At 67.5% G+C, this 14,881-nt stretch carries 12 protein-coding genes; 2 read left to right on the top strand and 10 right to left on the bottom strand.

Annotation, left to right across the window (positions count from 1 at the left end; genetic code table 11):
• Nucleotides 1-48: 48 nt before the first annotated feature.
• Entirely contained in the window at nt 49-1,461 is a 1,413-nt protein-coding gene (locus ACJJV6_RS14470; protein ID WP_407709281.1) for an MFS transporter, read from the top strand.
• 138 nt (nt 1,462-1,599) lie between these two features.
• Here the strand turns inward: ACJJV6_RS14470 and ACJJV6_RS14475 are convergent, their stop codons facing one another.
• The 6 genes from ACJJV6_RS14475 to ACJJV6_RS14500 all read right to left on the bottom strand — a co-directional run bounded on the left by ACJJV6_RS14475 (nt 1,600) and on the right by ACJJV6_RS14500 (nt 8,637).
• Complete coding sequence (locus ACJJV6_RS14475) at nt 1,600-2,331, bottom strand: glutamine amidotransferase (protein ID WP_407709282.1); 732 nt, start codon at nt 2,329-2,331, stop codon at nt 1,600-1,602.
• A 31-nt stretch (nt 2,332-2,362) separates the two neighbouring features.
• Nucleotides 2,363-2,803 carry a YybH family protein gene (locus ACJJV6_RS14480; protein WP_407709283.1) on the bottom strand — a complete coding sequence of 147 codons (441 nt, stop codon included), beginning with the start codon at nt 2,801-2,803 and terminating at the stop codon, nt 2,363-2,365.
• 15 nt (nt 2,804-2,818) lie between these two features.
• Nucleotides 2,819-4,627 carry a biotin carboxylase N-terminal domain-containing protein gene (locus ACJJV6_RS14485; protein WP_133350112.1) on the bottom strand — a complete coding sequence of 603 codons (1,809 nt, stop codon included), beginning with the start codon at nt 4,625-4,627 and terminating at the stop codon, nt 2,819-2,821.
• Between the two features lie 130 nt (nt 4,628-4,757).
• A complete protein-coding gene (locus ACJJV6_RS14490) occupies nt 4,758-5,405 on the bottom strand; it encodes a Maf family protein (RefSeq protein ID WP_407709284.1) in 648 nt (215 codons plus the stop codon).
• A 9-nt stretch (nt 5,406-5,414) separates the two neighbouring features.
• Nucleotides 5,415-7,949, bottom strand: a complete 2,535-nt coding sequence (locus tag ACJJV6_RS14495; RefSeq protein WP_407709285.1) for an MMPL family transporter — start codon at nt 7,947-7,949, stop codon at nt 5,415-5,417.
• Between the two features lie 16 nt (nt 7,950-7,965).
• Nucleotides 7,966-8,637, bottom strand: a complete 672-nt coding sequence (locus ACJJV6_RS14500; RefSeq protein ID WP_407709286.1) for a TetR/AcrR family transcriptional regulator — start codon at nt 8,635-8,637, stop codon at nt 7,966-7,968.
• Nucleotides 8,638-8,798: 161 nt separating this feature from the next.
• Between ACJJV6_RS14500 and ACJJV6_RS14505 the strand changes: the two genes are divergently transcribed.
• Nucleotides 8,799-9,353, top strand: coding sequence for a hypothetical protein (locus tag ACJJV6_RS14505; protein WP_035751576.1), 555 nt, complete (start codon nt 8,799-8,801; stop codon nt 9,351-9,353).
• 96 nt (nt 9,354-9,449) lie between these two features.
• On the opposite strand, the gene ACJJV6_RS14510 is transcribed toward ACJJV6_RS14505, so the two are convergent.
• The 4 genes from ACJJV6_RS14510 to ACJJV6_RS14525 all read right to left on the bottom strand — a co-directional run bounded on the left by ACJJV6_RS14510 (nt 9,450) and on the right by ACJJV6_RS14525 (nt 14,660).
• Nucleotides 9,450-10,898 (bottom strand): dicarboxylate/amino acid:cation symporter, encoded by a 1,449-nt coding sequence (locus ACJJV6_RS14510; protein ID WP_407709287.1) that lies wholly within the window; start codon nt 10,896-10,898, stop codon nt 9,450-9,452.
• Nucleotides 10,899-11,076: 178 nt separating this feature from the next.
• The gene (locus tag ACJJV6_RS14515) at nt 11,077-12,768 is read right to left on the bottom strand and encodes a DUF885 domain-containing protein (RefSeq protein WP_407709288.1); all 1,692 of its coding nucleotides are present in this window, start codon (nt 12,766-12,768) and stop codon (nt 11,077-11,079) included.
• Nucleotides 12,769-12,831: 63 nt separating this feature from the next.
• Nucleotides 12,832-13,080, bottom strand: coding sequence for an acyl-CoA carboxylase subunit epsilon (locus ACJJV6_RS14520; protein WP_009356291.1), 249 nt, complete (start codon nt 13,078-13,080; stop codon nt 12,832-12,834).
• Complete coding sequence (locus tag ACJJV6_RS14525; protein WP_009356292.1) at nt 13,077-14,660, bottom strand: acyl-CoA carboxylase subunit beta; 1,584 nt, start codon at nt 14,658-14,660, stop codon at nt 13,077-13,079. The genes ACJJV6_RS14520 and ACJJV6_RS14525 overlap by 4 nt, the downstream gene beginning before the upstream one ends.
• Nucleotides 14,661-14,881 lie beyond the last annotated feature (221 nt).

Genomic DNA, 14,881 nt, shown 5'->3' on the forward strand with positions numbered 1-14,881 from the left:
CGGGGGCTGTCTGCGTCCGGCGGGTTCTCACGAAAGCGTTTACCTTTTATGTCTTCCACCGATACGTCCACGCTGCCGGGCGCACCCCAGCCGGTGAACTCCCGCGGCCGCGTGATCGTCGCCAGCCTGATCGGCACCACGGTTGAGTTCTATGACTTCTATGTCTACGCCACCGCCGCGGTCCTCGTGTTCCCGCAGCTGTTCTTCCCCAGCCAGAACGAGACCACCCAGCTCCTGAGCTCCTTCGCCGTCTTCGGCGTCGCATTCATCGCCCGGCCGCTGGGCTCGATTGTCTTCGGCCACTTCGGCGACAAGTTCGGCCGCAAGGGCACCCTGGTTGCCTCACTGCTCACCATGGGCATCGCCACCTTCCTGATCGGCTGCCTGCCCACGGCGCTGGTGCCCGGCTGGGCATTCTGGGCTCCCGCCCTGCTGGTGGTCATGCGGTTTGCGCAGGGCCTGGCCCTGGGCGGCGAATGGAGCGGCGCGGCCCTCCTGGCCACCGAGAACGCACCGGCGAACAAGCGTGCAATCTACGGAACCTTCCCCCAGCTGGGGGCGCCCATCGGCTTCATCATCGCGAACGTGATCTTCCTGGTGTTCAGCTACGCATTGTCCCCGGCTGACTTCATGGCCTGGGGCTGGCGGGTGCCGTTCCTGCTCAGCGCCATCATGGTGATCATCGGGCTGTACGTCCGCCTGAAGCTGATCGAAACCCCCGCCTTCACCAAGGTGATCGAATCCAACGAGGTGGCAAAGCTTCCCCTGGGCCGCGTGTTCAAGTCCAGCTGGCGCCAGCTGATCCTGGGAACGTTCATCATGCTCGCCACCTACGTGCTCTTCTACCTGATGACCACGTTCACCCTGACCTACGGCACCCGTCCGGCCAGCCTGGAGGCTGCCCGCGCCGCCGCGGAGAAGGCCGGCAAGCCGATGACCGAAGCCGCGGCCGCCGCCTTTGTCCCCGGCCTGGGCTACACCCGCAACGACTTCCTCTGGATGCTGATCGCCGGCGTCGTGTTCTTCGGCATCTTCACGCTCGTCTCCGGACCGCTGGCTGAGAAGTACGGCCGCCGCAAGATGCTGCTGGCGGTTACGGGCGGGATCTTCGTGTTCGGCCTTCTGTTCGTCCCGCTCTTCAGCGGCGGGTTCGTCGGCACCATGGCGCTGCTGGTCATCGGGTTCTCCCTGATGGGCCTCACGTTCGGTCCCATGGGTGCGCTGCTGCCCGAATTGTTCCCCACCAACGTCCGGTACACCGGGTCCGCGGTCAGCTACAACTTCTCCAGCATCCTCGGCGCAGCGGTGGCCCCCTTCATCGCCGTCGCGCTGTGGGAAGCCGCGGACGGCAGCCCCGTCCTGGTGGGCGTCTACCTGACCGCCATGGCCGTGCTCACGCTCGTCGCCCTGTTCGTGAGCAAGGAAACCCGCGACGTGGACTACGAGAACAACGTGGCCTGATATCCCGTCCCGTGCGTTCCAGCCCGGTGAGTGGCTGAAGTGCCCGGCGCGTTCCCCGCCAACAGGGGAATGCGCCGGGCACTTTTGCGTCCGGGCGGGCAGTAACCGGGCAGGAATGCACGACGGCGGGTGTGCTGCTTACCGGGCGTAGCGGGCCACGAAGTTCCGCAGGATCTTCATGGGTTCCGTAACTGTGTACTGCCGGGCCTTGTCCATCAGCTCCTCTGCCGATTCCGGCGGGAAGTAGCCGGCATGCCGGTAGATGTCGATCCGGGTGATGAGCCCCTCCACGTCCAGCTCCGGATGGAACTGGGTGGCGTACAGGTTCTTGCGGATGCGGAACATGTGGACCGGGCACGCGGCGGAACGCGCGAGCAGCACGGCGTGCGGCGGCAGGACGGTGCAGGCTTCCTTGTGCCCCGTGAACGCCGGAAAGCTCTGCGGCATGCCCTCGAGCAGCGGGTCCGCCAGCCCGGCTTCGGTCAGTTCAATCTCCACCCCGCCCAGCGGTTCGCCATAGGTCCTGTCGATGACCGCGCCCTGGTGCCTGCCCAGGGTCCCGACGCCGTAGCACGCACCCAGGAAGGGGAAGTCCCGCGCCACCAGCTCATCCAGCAGCCCGGAAAGCTCACGTTCCACCCGGTGCTGCACGGCAGTCTTCTCCGCCGGCGGGTCACTGGACGTAAACGGGCTGCCGCCCACAATGACGCCGGAGTAGCGGGAGAAGTCAAGGCTGGGCATGGGCGCCGCCTCCAGCCGGATCCGGTGGAGTTCCTGCGGTTCCAGGCCGCCGTACCGGAGGTAGGCGGCGTACTCGTCCTCCGCCGCGGCATCTTCGGCCCTGGACGCGAGCAGCAGGAATGGCAGCATCTGCTAAGTGTGCCTTGCTGCGCGCCCGCTGTCAGCCGCTGGCCGGCTGGCTCAGGGAGCGGCGCGACTGCGGCCTGGCAGCCGGGTCGGCGTGCCGGTGCACCAGCTTCCAGTAGCCTTCCTCGCGGCGGAAAACGCTGGTCACCCGGAGCGCGAACTCCTCGGCGACGCCGGCGCCGTCCAGGCGGGCACGGAAGTGTTCGGTTTCCACCAGGAATGCCGTGTTGCTGGCCTTGTAGGACGTGATGGTGTCGAAACCGAGCATTTCGCCGTCCTGGAACTGCCGTGCGGCCTGGTCGAGCCGTGCCTCCACCTGCGCCCAGCCCCTGGCGATGCCGCCAAAGGGATTGGCCAGGGTGACGTCGTCGAGCCGCGAGTACAGCTCCTTGATGGGTTCCGGGTTGCCCCGGGTGATCTCGGGAACCGCGGCGTGGTAGCGGTCCACTTCTTCCTGAAAGCTGGGTGCGAGCATGGTTGCCTCCGGCGGCTAGTCTTCGATGATGGCGATGACGGCCCCGGCACTGACCGTTTCGCCGGCTGCTGCCGTGAGGCCCGTGATGGTGCCGGAGCGGTGCGCGGTCAGCGGCTGTTCCATCTTCATGGCCTCCAGGACCACCACCAGGTCGCCCTCCACCACGATGTCGCCGTCGGTCACCGCCACCTTCACGATGGTGCCCTGCATGGGGGAGGCGAGGGCGTTGCCGGTCGCGGCGGCCGGGCCGCCGGAGCGGGACCGCTTCTTGGACTTGGCAGGCTTGGATGCCACCGCCGCTCCTGCGCCTGCCGACGCCAGCGACGCGGGCAGCACAACTTCGAGGCGCTTGCCGCCCACCTCGACCACCACCCGCTGGCGGTCCTCCGCGGCTTCGCCCTCGGCGGTGCCGTCAGGGGTCCAGGCCGGGAGGTTGTTGGTGAATTCCGTCTCGATCCAGCGGGTGTGGACCTTGAACGGTCCCTCTGCCGGGGCGAACGCGGGATCGGAAACCACTGCCAGGTCGAACGGGATGACGGTGGGGATGCCCTCCACCACCATCTCCTCCAGGGCCCGGCGGGCGCGCTGCAGGGCCTGCGGCCGGCTGGCGCCGGTGACAATCAGCTTGGACAGCATGGAGTCGAAGTTGCCGCTGATCACGTCACCCTGTTCGATGCCGGAATCGATGCGGACGCCGGGGCCGGTGGGGTTCTTCAAAACGCGCACGGTTCCCGGGGCGGGCATGAAGTTGCGGCCCGGGTCTTCGCCGGTGATGCGGAACTCGAACGAGTGGCCGCGGACCTCGGGGTCGCCGTAGCCGAGCTCCTCGCCGCGGGCCAGCCGGAACTGCTCGCGGACCAGGTCGATGCCGGTGACCTCTTCGGAGACGCAGTGCTCCACCTGGAGCCGGGTGTTCACTTCGAGGAAGGAGATGGTGCCGTCCTGGCCAACCAGGAACTCACAGGTTCCGGCGCCGAGGTAGCCGGCTTCCTTGAGGATCGCCTTGGAGGATTCGTAGAGCCGGCGGTTCTGGTCCTCCGTCAGGAACGGGGCAGGCGCTTCCTCCACGAGTTTCTGGTTGCGGCGCTGCAGCGAGCAGTCGCGGGTGGAAACCACCACTACGTTGCCGTGGGCGTCGGCAAGGCACTGGGTCTCAACGTGGCGGGGCGCGTCGAGGAAGCGCTCAATGAAGCACTCGCCACGGCCGAAGGCGGCAGTGGCTTCGCGGACTGCTGACTCGTAGAGTTCGGGGATCTCCTCGCGGGTACGAGCCACCTTGATGCCGCGGCCGCCGCCGCCGAAGGCCGCCTTGATGGCCACGGGAAGTCCGTGCCGGTCCACGAAGGCCAGGATCTCTTCGGCGGATTCCACGGGATCGGCGGTGCCGGGAACCAGGGGAGCGCCAACCTTTTCGGCGATGTGCCGGGCCTGGACCTTGTCGCCGAGGGCGGAGATGGCCTCCGGGGACGGCCCGATCCAGGTGATGCCCGCTTCGATCACGCGCGCGGCGAACTGGGCGTTTTCGGCCAGGAAACCGTAGCCGGGGTGGATGGCGTCCGCGCCGGACTGCCGGGCGGCGTCAATGATCTTGTCCATCACCAGGTAGGACTCGGCCGCGGTGTTGCCGCCCAGGGCATAGGCCTCGTCAGCGAGGCGGACGTGCAGGGCATCGCGGTCCGGGTCGGCATACACGGCCACGGACGCGATGCCTTCATCGCGGGCGGCGCGGATGATGCGGACGGCGATTTCTCCGCGGTTTGCGATCAGCACCTTTGTGAGGGTCGACTGCGTGGTTCCTGCGGACTGCTCCAAATTTGCTGACAAGGCGTCTCCTTCTTTCCTTCAGGAACCCTAGCGCGCTTTTGGAGGTTTCGCCGATATTACTTGCGGAATCCGCGTGTAAACCGGGACGGCTTTGTAGGGAAGCTACAAGATGCTTCGAATTGGTGATGGTTTATGGCGCGGGCCAGAGATCGGTGATGCGGACGTTCGCGGAGGCGAGCAGGCCCCGGAGCGTGGATACGGACAGCCCGACGACGGCGTGCGGGTCCCCGTCCACCTTGCGGATGAACGCCCCGCCCAGGCCGTCAATGGTGAACGAACCCGCGCAGTGCAGGGGCTCGCCGGTGGCGATGTATGCCTCGATCTCCTCAGGATCCATCTCCATGAAGGCGACTGCCGCGGAGGCAACCGCCCCCAGCGTGGCACCCGAGCCGGGCTCCCCGCCGTCGTCGTCCCCGTCCGTGTCCCGGCAGTCCACCAGCCAGTGCCCGGTATGCAGGACCCCCGCGTTGCCGCTCATCCGGAGCATCCGCTCGCGCGCGATGTCCGCCGTGTATGGCTTGCCGTGTGCCTCGCCGTCAAACTCGAAGACCGAGTCGCAGCCGAGGACCAAGGCCCCCTCGGCTTCGGGCAGCGCCGCCACGGCTTCGGCCTTGGCCCGGGCCAGCAGCAAGGCCGTATCGTGCGGGTCGGTGACGCCGTAGCGGGCCTGGACGGCGGCCTCGTCCACGTCGGAGACCAGGACGGAATGCTGGATGCCGGCCTCGGCCAGGAGCTTGGTGCGGGCGGGGGACTGGGAGGCGAGAATCAGGCGGACCACGGATAAAGCCTAGTGGACCGGCTCGGCCGCTTTGGCGTGCTTGGGGTGGCCGCTGCCCGGCTTCACCAGTTTGGCCCCCTCAACGTCCACGTCCGGCAGGATCCGGTCCAGCCAGCGGGGCAGCCACCAGGACTTTTCGCCCAGCAGGTACATGACCGCCGGGACGATGGTCATGCGGACCACGAAGGCGTCGAGGAGTACACCGAAGGCCATGGCAAAGCCGAGCGGCCGCACCATGGTGAGGTGGCTGAAAATGAAGCCGGCGAACACGCTCACCATGATGATCGCGGCGGCCGTGACCACCGCTGCGGCGTGCCGGAATCCCACCCGCACTGCCTCCTTCGCGGATGAGCCGTGCATGTAGGCCTCGCGCATGCCGGATGCGATGAACACCTGGTAGTCCATCGCCAGGCCGAACAGGACACCGATCAGGATGATGGGCAGGAAGCTCAGGACCGCCCCGGGGTTGGCCACGTCGAACACGCTTCCCAGCCACCCCCACTGGTACACGGCCACCACTGCGCCGAAGGCCGCGGCGAGGGAGAGCAGGAACCCGCCGGTGGCGAGCAGCGGCACCACGATGGAGCGGAACACGAGCAGCAGCAGGATCAGGGACAGTCCGACGACGATTGCCAGGTAGGGCGGCAGGGCCTCGCCGAGCTTGGTGGAGACGTCGATGTTGCCGGCGGTCTGGCCGGTCAGGCCCATGGCCACGTCGTACTCCGCCTGGATCTCATCGTTCAGGCCGCGCAGTTCGGAAACCACCTTGACGGTGCTTGCGCTGGCGGGGCCTTCCTCGGGGATGACCTGGAAGACGGCCGTCCGGCGGTCCTCGCTGAGCGCGACGGGCACGGCGGCCACCACGTTCTCGACCTCGCGCAGTTTGTCCGCGACGTCGAACTGCAGGGCCTGCGCCTGGGCCTCGTCAAGGTTGGCGGGGAACTCGCCCACGGCCACGATGGGGCCGGTGACGCCTTCGCCGAAGCTCCGGGCCGTCAGGTCGTAGGCCTGGTAGGCCTCGGACTCCACGGGCTCCGAACCGCCGTCGGGCAGGGCAAGCTGCAGCTGCGCAGCGGGCAGGGCAAGGGTTCCCAGCAGGAGCACGCCGGCGAGCAGTGCCAGCACCGGATGCCGGGTGACCAGGCCGCCCCAGCCGTGCGTGCTGCGTTCACGGTCGGCCGCCTCGTCCGCTGCTTCGTGCCCGGGCTCGGCGTTATGGGCCTCTGCCTTGGCCCAGGCCCGCCGGGAAATGATCCGGCGGCCTATCAGGGACAGCATGGCCGGGGTGAGGGTGATGGCCACGAGGACAGCGACCGCTACGGTGCCGGCGGCCGCGAGGCCCATCACCGTGAGGAACGGCAGCCCGGGAACCACCAGGGCTGCGAGGGCGATGATGACCGTAAGCCCGGCAAACACCACGGCGTTGCCGGACGTGCCCGTGGCGCGTGCCACCGACTCCTCGGGGTCCATCCCGGCCAGGAGCTGGGTACGGTGCCGGTTCACGATGAACAGCGAGTAGTCGATGCCCACGGCCAGGCCAAGCATGAGGGCCAGCATGGGCGAGATGGAGCTCATGTCGAAGAGGCCGGACAGCGCGAAGGTGGTGCCGACGCCGACGCCAACGCCCACCACGGCCATAAGCAGGGGCAGGCCGGCCGCCACCAGCGTTCCGAGCATGATGATCAGCACCAGGGCCGCCACGGCGATGCCGATGATCTCGGCGGCGCCGAAGAGTTCGGAGATATCCTCGGTGATTTCCTTGCTGGCCAGTGCGGTGACGCCGGCGGCGGACGTCTCGTGGGCGATGTCCTGCACCTGCTGCCGGGTTTCGGGGCTCAGCCCGTTGATGGAGGTGTTGAACTGCACTTGCGCGACGGCGGCCCGGCCGTCCCCGGACACGAACCGGATGGCGGACGATGCCTCGGCCTGGCGCTTGCCCAGTTCCAGCTTCGCCTTGTTTGCATCAAGCTCCTGCTGGCCGGCCTGCAGCCGGGCCTCGCCCGCCGCCAGCTCCGCTTTCTGCTGCCCCAGCTGGGCTTCCACCAGGGCTGCGGGGGCGCCAGCCGCGGCCAACTGCTGCTCGGCCGCCGCGAGCTGTGCCTTGCCGGCCTCGAGTGTGGCGCGGGAGGCGTCCAGCTGCGCCTGCCCGGCGGCGAGCTGCTGCTGGCCGTCGGAGATGGCCTGTCCTGCCTGGTCCACCTGGGCCTGTGTGGCGAAGGGGTCCACGGTCCCGCGGACGTCCGGCAGGGTCTCGAGCTTCTGCAGCACGCCGGTGACGGCGGCCCGGCCCTCGTCCGTGAAGCCGCCCTCCGGGGCTTCAAAGACAATAGTGGCGGAGCCGCCGGAGGCCGAGGGCAGGTCCTCTTTCAGCTTGTCCGCGATCCGCTGGGTTTCCGTGCCGGGGATCTGGAAGTTGTTGGAAAGGGTGCCGTGGAAGGCCGCGGCTGAACCGCCGACAGCCACCAAGGCGGCCAGCCACAATGCGATGACCAGCCAGCGCCGGCGGTAGGAGAACTTGCCAAGGCGGTAGAGGAACAGTGCCATGAGGGAACCGATCTGATCAGGAGGAACGGGAGTCTGACGGGGAAGCGTTGAAGCCGGCGCCCAGCAGGGCCATGGCATCGATGAGCAGCTGGCGCAGCTCGGCGAGGGACGCGGGGGAGAGGTCCGGGCCGCGGCGGCTGAACCAGACCTCCAAAGCCGCCTTGCCGCAGGAGATGACGGAGCCCGCAAGAGCGTGGATGTACAGGTCATCCTGCCCGCCGCGCCGGCCACCCACCCGCTCGCGGGTGATGGCGAAGACCTGCGCCCTGCAGTGGTCCCAGGCCTCAAGCTCGGTGTGCGACATGAGTGGGCTCTGCTGGGTCAGCGTGAACAGCTCGGCAAGGGGTGCGATGGCCTTCGGATCCGCGAGGGCCATCAGGGCCGCCTGGGCTGAATCAAGGACGGGTTCGTCCGCGGGCCGCAGCCTCAGCTGCTGGATGGCGTTGTCCAGGAAGGCGTGCGTGATGGAGGCGAGGGCGGCGTCCGTGCTGCTGAAGTAGTTGAAGAACGTTCGCCGCGAGATTCCGGCGGCCTCGGCGATGTCTTCGGCGGTGAAATTGCCCGGACCGTTGGCGCGCAGGAGGCCAAGCGCGGCGTCGGTGATCGCCTGGCGCGTTGCGGCCTTGTTGAGTTCCCGCCGGGACGGAGGTGCGCCCGGTTCAGCGGTTGTCGGAGTGGCAGCAGTCATGTTCTTACACTACGTGCAAGTTTGCACTCCGGGCAACTTACTTTCACAGCTGAATGAAAGGTTGCCGACAGCCTGCACAGAACCTGCTTTCCGATGCTTGGTATGCCTGAATGAGGCGAACACAGCAGCCGTCCCACGACGGCGGATCCAGGAGACAAGAAATGTCACGCACGAAGAAAATGACCCTAGGCTTGTCAGCCACGGCGCTGGCTCTTGGCGCCGGCATCGGAGTGGCCGGCATGGCCTCCGCAACAACCACGCCCGCGCCCAGCCCCAGCGTGAGTTCCAGCGCCACTCCGGACGGCAGCACCGGCGGCGGCATGGGCAAGCACGGCGGCCGGGGCGGTGAGCGCGGCGTCGCGCAGGCTTCCGCCCTGGCCGAAAAGCTTGGCGTGGAGGAGGCCAGGGTGACGGAGGCGCTTCAGGCCTTCCGCGAAGCCAACAAGCCTTCCACGCCGCCGGCGGACGGGGAGAAGCCTGACGCTGCCGCCCGGGACGCGGCCCTGGCCACATCCCTGGCGGAAGCACTGGGCATCGAAGAGTCCAAGGTGACCGCCGCGCTGGAGGAGCTGCGCAGCGAGAAGCAGGCGGAGAGGGCCGCGGCGCTGAAGTCGCGGCTGGACCAGGCCGTGGCGGACGGCAAGCTGACCCAGGCCGAAGCCGACGCCGTCACCAAAGCCGTGGAAAGCGGTGTGATCGGCGGCGGCAGGCACTGACCGGGAGCCCGGCAGGGCATGACGGGAACGGCATAGCAAAAAGGAAGTCCCCGGGGATTCTTCTTCCCGGGGACTTCCTTTGATCACACCCGGCGCTTAGGCCTTGGCACCCTGCAGCTCGCGCGGAGCGGTGTCCGTGCTGGTTCCGTCAGACGGGGTGCCGGCGGACGGAGCGGCGGCGTCGCTGTCATCCACGAACGGGGTGCCGTTGCGCGGCGCGTTGTACAGCGCCTCGTCCAGGATGCCCTGGCGCTTGGCCACGATGGTGGGAACCAGCGCCTGGCCTGCCACGTTCACCGCGGTGCGGCCCATGTCCAGGATGGGGTCGATGGCCAGCAGGAGGCCGACGCCGGCCAGCGGCAGTCCCAGCGTGGAAAGGGTCAGCGTCAGCATCACCACGGCGCCGGTGGTTCCGGCAGTGGCCGCCGAGCCCAGGACGGAAACCAGGGCGATCAGCAGGTACTGGCTGAAGTCGAGCTGGATGCCAAAGAACTGCGCCACGAAGATGGCGGCGATGGCCGGGTAAATGGCGGCGCAGCCGTCCATCTTGGTGGTGGCGCCCAGCGGCACGGCGAAGGAGGCGTAGCCGCGGGGGACGCCCAGGCTGCGCTCGGTGACCCGCTGCGTCAGCGGCAGGGTGCCTACGGAGGAACGGGACACGAAGGCGAGCTGGACTGCCGGCCAGACACCCGAGAAATACTGCTTGATGGAGAGCCCGTGGGTGCGGACCAGGACGGGGTACACCACGAAGAGCACCAGGGCCAGGCCCAGGTAGATGGCGGCGGTGAATTTGCCCAGCGAGCCGATGGTGTCCCAGCCGTAGACGGCGACGGCGTTGCCGATGAGTCCGACGGTGCCCAGGGGAGCGATGCGGATGATCCACCACAGCACCTTCTGGATCACGGCCAGGGCGGAGGCGTTCAGGTTCAGGAAGGGTTCTGCCGCCTTGCCCACCTTGAGCGCGGCCACGCCGACGGCGATCGCGATCACCAGGATCTGCAGGACGTTGAAGCTGACGGACGTGGTAACGGCGCCGGATTCAGCCACCGTGGAGGTGGCCCCCAGGCCCAGGAAGTTCTTGGGGAACAGCCCGATGAGGAAGGACCACCAGTCACCCGACTTGCCGGAGTACTTCGCCTCCTCGGTGATCCCGGTGTTGGCGCCCGGCTGCAGGAGCACGCCCAGGCCGATGCCGATCAGCACGGCAATCAGCGAGGTGATGGCGAACCAGAGCAGGGTGTTCCACGCGAGCTTCGCGGCGTTGGACACCTGGCGCAGGTTGGAGATGGAGCTGACGACTGCGGTGAAGATCAGTGGAACGACGGCGGTCTGCAGCAGGGAGACATAGCTTGAGCCAATGGTCTGCAGCGTGGCGCCCAGGCCGTTGGGAGCGGCCTTGGTGCTGCCGGTGTACTTGGCCAGCAGGCCGAGTCCGAGGCCGACGATGAGGGCGGCGATGATCTGGAAGCCGAATGAACCAGCCCACTTGGGGAGCTGGAAGCCGGTCTTTCCTGCGGTATCTGAGGGGCGGGTCGATGTGCTCACCCGAATACGCTAGGTCCACCGCACATACCACGTCTAAAGCATGTTGAGAAATATTACGCGCCATCTTTTGCTTGCGTGTCTCATCTTCCGCGCAAAATCAGGGGTTTAGAGGCGTATTGTTACTTATTCCCGGCCGGGATGTGGCATATATCTCCTCCGGCACCGGATTCCGACAAGCTCAATCACCGGTGAGCAGGGCGCGCCTCAGGGTGTCCAGTCCCACGGAACCGACATTCAGGGCACGGGTGTGGAAGTCCTTAAGGTTGAATCCCGGGCGGGCCTCCAGCTCGGCGCGGATCTGCTCCCAGAGCCGCTGCCCCACCTTGTAGGAGGGGGCCTGGCCCGGCCAGCCAAGGTACCGGGCGAACTCGAAGTCGAGTTGTCCCTCGCTGATGGCCAGGTTCTGCTTCAGGAAGCCGTACCCCTTCTCCGGTGTCCAGGTCCCCGACCCCCAGCGTGCCGGCATGGCCAGTTCCAGGTGGACGCCGATGTCGAACACCACGCGTGCCGCGCGCATCCGCTGCATGTCCAGCATCCCCATGTGGTCGCCGGGATCGTTGAGGTAGCCCAGTTCCTGCATCAGCCGTTCCGCGTAGAGTGCCCACCCTTCGCCATGGCCGGATGTCCAGCAGATGTTGCGCCGCCATTTGTTCAGCAGTTCACGCCGGTAGGTGGCAGTGGCGACCTGGAGGTGGTGGCCCGGAACGCCCTCGTGGTAGACGGTGGTGGTTTCAGCCCAGGTGGTGAAGGAGTCCTCGCCGGCCGGCACCGACCACCACATCCGGCCGGGCCTGCTGAAGTCATCGGAAGGGCCGGTGTAGTAGATGCCGCCCTCGTCCGTGGGTGCGATCAGGCACTCCAGCTTCTTCATGACGTCCGGAATGTCGAAGTGCACGCCGGCGAGTTCGGCCACCGCCTTGTCCGAGAGCTCCTGCATCCATTCCCTCAGCGCCTCAGTGCCTTTGAGCCGGCGGGCAGGGTCGCTGTTGAGGATCTCCTTCGCCTCGGCAATGCCCGCACCCGGCTTGATGGCGGCGGCCACTTCTTCCTGCTCGGCGATGATGCGGTCCAGTTCCTGCACGCCCCAGGCATACGTTTCGTCCAGGTCCACGACGGCGCCGAGGAAGGCCCTGGAGGCGAGGGCATAGCGTGCCCGGCCAACGGCGTCTTTTTGCGGGGCGGCAGGAAGCAGTTCATCGCGGAGGAATTCTACGAGCCGGATGTAGGCGCCGCGGGCGGCGGTCGAACCGGCGTCGAGCTTTTGCCGCACCTCAGTTCCCAGCGGGCCGGCTGCCGTGGCGGCGCCGCCGGCAAGCTTGGCGAAGAAGCCGTCGGCCGCTGCGTACCTGGTGGCCTGGTCGATAACGATCTTCACCTGGCGGGCGGCGGCGACCCGGCCGGCGTCGCGGGCGGACCGCAGGGATTCGATGTAGCCCTCGATGGCGCCGGGCACGTTGTGCGCGCGGCCGGCGATGTTCGCCCAGTCCTGTTCCGTCGCCGTGGGCATCAGGTCGAAAATGGACCGGATGTCCTGGGCGGGCGAGGCGATGTTGTTAAGGTCGGCGTAGTCCCAGCCGGACGCGTGGATCAGAAGCTGCAGGCCGAGCCGCTCCTGCATCGCGTCCAGCGTGACGGTGTCCACCTCATCCTGGGGCTCCAGGCCTTCCAGGTCGGACAGGGCCTTCCGGGCTGCCTCCGCGAATCCCGCGATCCCTGCGGGCGAGAAGTCCTGGAATTCCGTCTCATGCCCCGGTACGCCCAGGGTGGTGGCCAGCGACGGGTTCAGGCTGACGAGCGTGTCGGTGTAGGCATCCGCCACGGCATCAATGCGGGTCTGCGGACGGGCGGCAGGAGCGGTCTCGGTAGTCACCTCCCGAGACTAACGGGGGTCCGGGGCTTAGCAAAGCACCGGGTTGGCAGTGCCGCGGGCCGATCAGCCCCGGCTGCGTTTCCAGGCGCCGGGCCCCGGCGTCGGAGCGAGCCGCAGCTGCTGCCGCCGCACCCAGTGCCGGACCGAGGGCGTGCGCGCCGGAGCAGGTGCCGATCCCCCGAGGGCGAGGACGACGGCGGTCAGCGCCGCCAGTTCCTCGGCGTCCGGCTGGCCCTTGACCACCGAAAACAGGGGCGCGGCGGGCGGTTCAGGGGTTTCGACAGGCTCAACCACCGGGTTCTCCCTGTTCACAGCGGGATGTTTCCGTGCTTCTTGGCGGGGAGGCTGGCGCGTTTGTCACGCAGCGCGCGGAGCCCCTTGATAATCTGCACCCGCGTATCGGAGGGTGCGATGACGGCGTCGACGTAGCCGAGCTCGGCCGCCTGGTACGGGTTGAGGAGTTCCTCCTCGTACTGCCGGATGACCTCGGCCCGGCGCGCCTCCACGTCGCCGCCCGCCTCCGCGACCGCGGCGAGGTCGCGGCGGTAAAGGATGTTGACGGCGCCCTGGGCGCCCATCACGCCGATCTGGGCGGTGGGCCAGGCAAGGTTCAGGTCGGCGCCGAGCTTCTTGGAGCCCATCACGATGTAGGCGCCGCCGTAGGCCTTGCGGGTGATGACGGTGAGCTTGGGAACGGTGGCCTCGGCGTAGGCGTAGAGCAGCTTGGCGCCGCGCCGGATGATGCCCTGGAATTCCTGGTCCTTGCCGGGGAGGAAGCCCGGGACGTCCACGAGGGTGATGATCGGGATGTTGAAGGCGTCGCAGTGGCGGACAAAGCGGGCCGCCTTCTCCGAGGCCGCGATGTCCAGCGTTCCGGCGAACTGCAGCGGCTGGTTGGCAACGATGCCCACCGTGTGGCCTTCAACCCGGCCGTAGCCGATCATGACGTTCGGTGCGTAGAGTGCCTGCATTTCCAGGAAGTGGCCGTCGTCCACGATCTGCTCGATCACGGTGCGCATGTCGTAGGGCTGGTTGGCGGAGTCCGGGACCAGCGTGTCGAGGGCGAGGTCGTCGTCGTCGATCTCCAGCTCCTGCTGGTGGTCCGCCACCGGGGCCTCGGAAAGGTTGTTGGAGGGCAGGAAGTCCAGCAGCTCACGGACGAACTCGATCGCATCGCTTTCGTCCGAGGCCAGGTAGGTGGAGGTGCCGGTGGTGGCGTTGTGCTGGCGGGCGCCGCCCAGGGTCTCCATGTCCACGTCTTCGCCCGTGACCGTCTTGATGACGTCGGGGCCGGTGATGAACATGTGCGAGGTCTTGTCCACCATCACCACGTAGTCCGTGAGGGCGGGGGAGTAGGCCGCGCCGCCGGCGGAGGGCCCCATGATCATCGAGATCTGCGGGACAACGCCCGAGGCGTGGACGTTGTTGCGGAAGATGTCCGCGAACATGGCCAGCGAGGCGACGCCTTCCTGGATGCGGGCGCCGCCGCCGTCCAGGATGCCCACCACGGGGCAGCCGTTCCGCAGGGCGAACTCCTGCACCTTGACGATCTTTTCGCCGTTGACCTGGCTCAGGGAGCCGCCGTAGACGGAGAAATCCTGGCTGTAGACGGCCACGAGGCGGCCGTCCACGGTGCCGTAGCCCGACACCAGGCCGTCGCCCAGGGGCTTCTTCTTCTCCATGCCGAATGCCGTGGAGCGGTGCACGGCCAGCGCGTCGAACTCCACGAACGAGTCCTCGTCCAGCAGGAGGCCGATGCGTTCGCGGGCCGTGTTCTTGCCGCGTGCGTGCTGCTTCTCGATGGCTTCGGGGCCGGAGGGCTGTTCGGCACGGGCCTGGCGGTCGCGGAAATCGGCTATCTTTCCCGCTGTCGTGGTCAGATCGTGGCTCATCAGGTATCTCCGGCTCTGTTGCAGATTTTGTTTCGTGGCGCTCTGGTCTCTGGCGGGCTGCGCCGGGGCGGAGCTTAAGTAGCTTCCACACAAAGGACGAACCCTGCAGGAAAGTCTAGTGACGCTTTGTGCGCCCGCAGCTGTAGGGAACCTACAATTTTCTGCCGTGCCTCCAGCCGCACCACTATGTTACTCACCGGTAACTTGACTGGGTTACAGTA

It is taken from the genome of Arthrobacter nitrophenolicus (assembly GCF_045833485.1).
GTDB classification, from domain to species: Bacteria; Actinomycetota; Actinomycetes; order Actinomycetales; family Micrococcaceae; genus Arthrobacter; species Arthrobacter nitrophenolicus.

What these genes read in the sequence shown, in the direction of transcription:
- ACJJV6_RS14470 (WP_407709281.1), top strand. Translation starts at nt 49, where the DNA reads ATGTCTTCCACCGATACGTCCACGCTGCCGGGCGCACCCCAGCCGGTG.
- ACJJV6_RS14475 (WP_407709282.1), bottom strand. Translation starts at nt 2,331, where the DNA reads ATGCTGCCATTCCTGCTGCTCGCGTCCAGGGCCGAAGATGCCGCGGCG.
- ACJJV6_RS14480 (WP_407709283.1), bottom strand. Translation starts at nt 2,803, where the DNA reads ATGCTCGCACCCAGCTTTCAGGAAGAAGTGGACCGCTACCACGCCGCG.
- ACJJV6_RS14495 (WP_407709285.1), bottom strand. Translation starts at nt 7,949, where the DNA reads ATGGCACTGTTCCTCTACCGCCTTGGCAAGTTCTCCTACCGCCGGCGC.
- ACJJV6_RS14500 (WP_407709286.1), bottom strand. Translation starts at nt 8,637, where the DNA reads ATGACTGCTGCCACTCCGACAACCGCTGAACCGGGCGCACCTCCGTCC.
- ACJJV6_RS14505 (WP_035751576.1), top strand. Translation starts at nt 8,799, where the DNA reads ATGTCACGCACGAAGAAAATGACCCTAGGCTTGTCAGCCACGGCGCTG.
- ACJJV6_RS14525 (WP_009356292.1), bottom strand. Translation starts at nt 14,660, where the DNA reads ATGAGCCACGATCTGACCACGACAGCGGGAAAGATAGCCGATTTCCGC.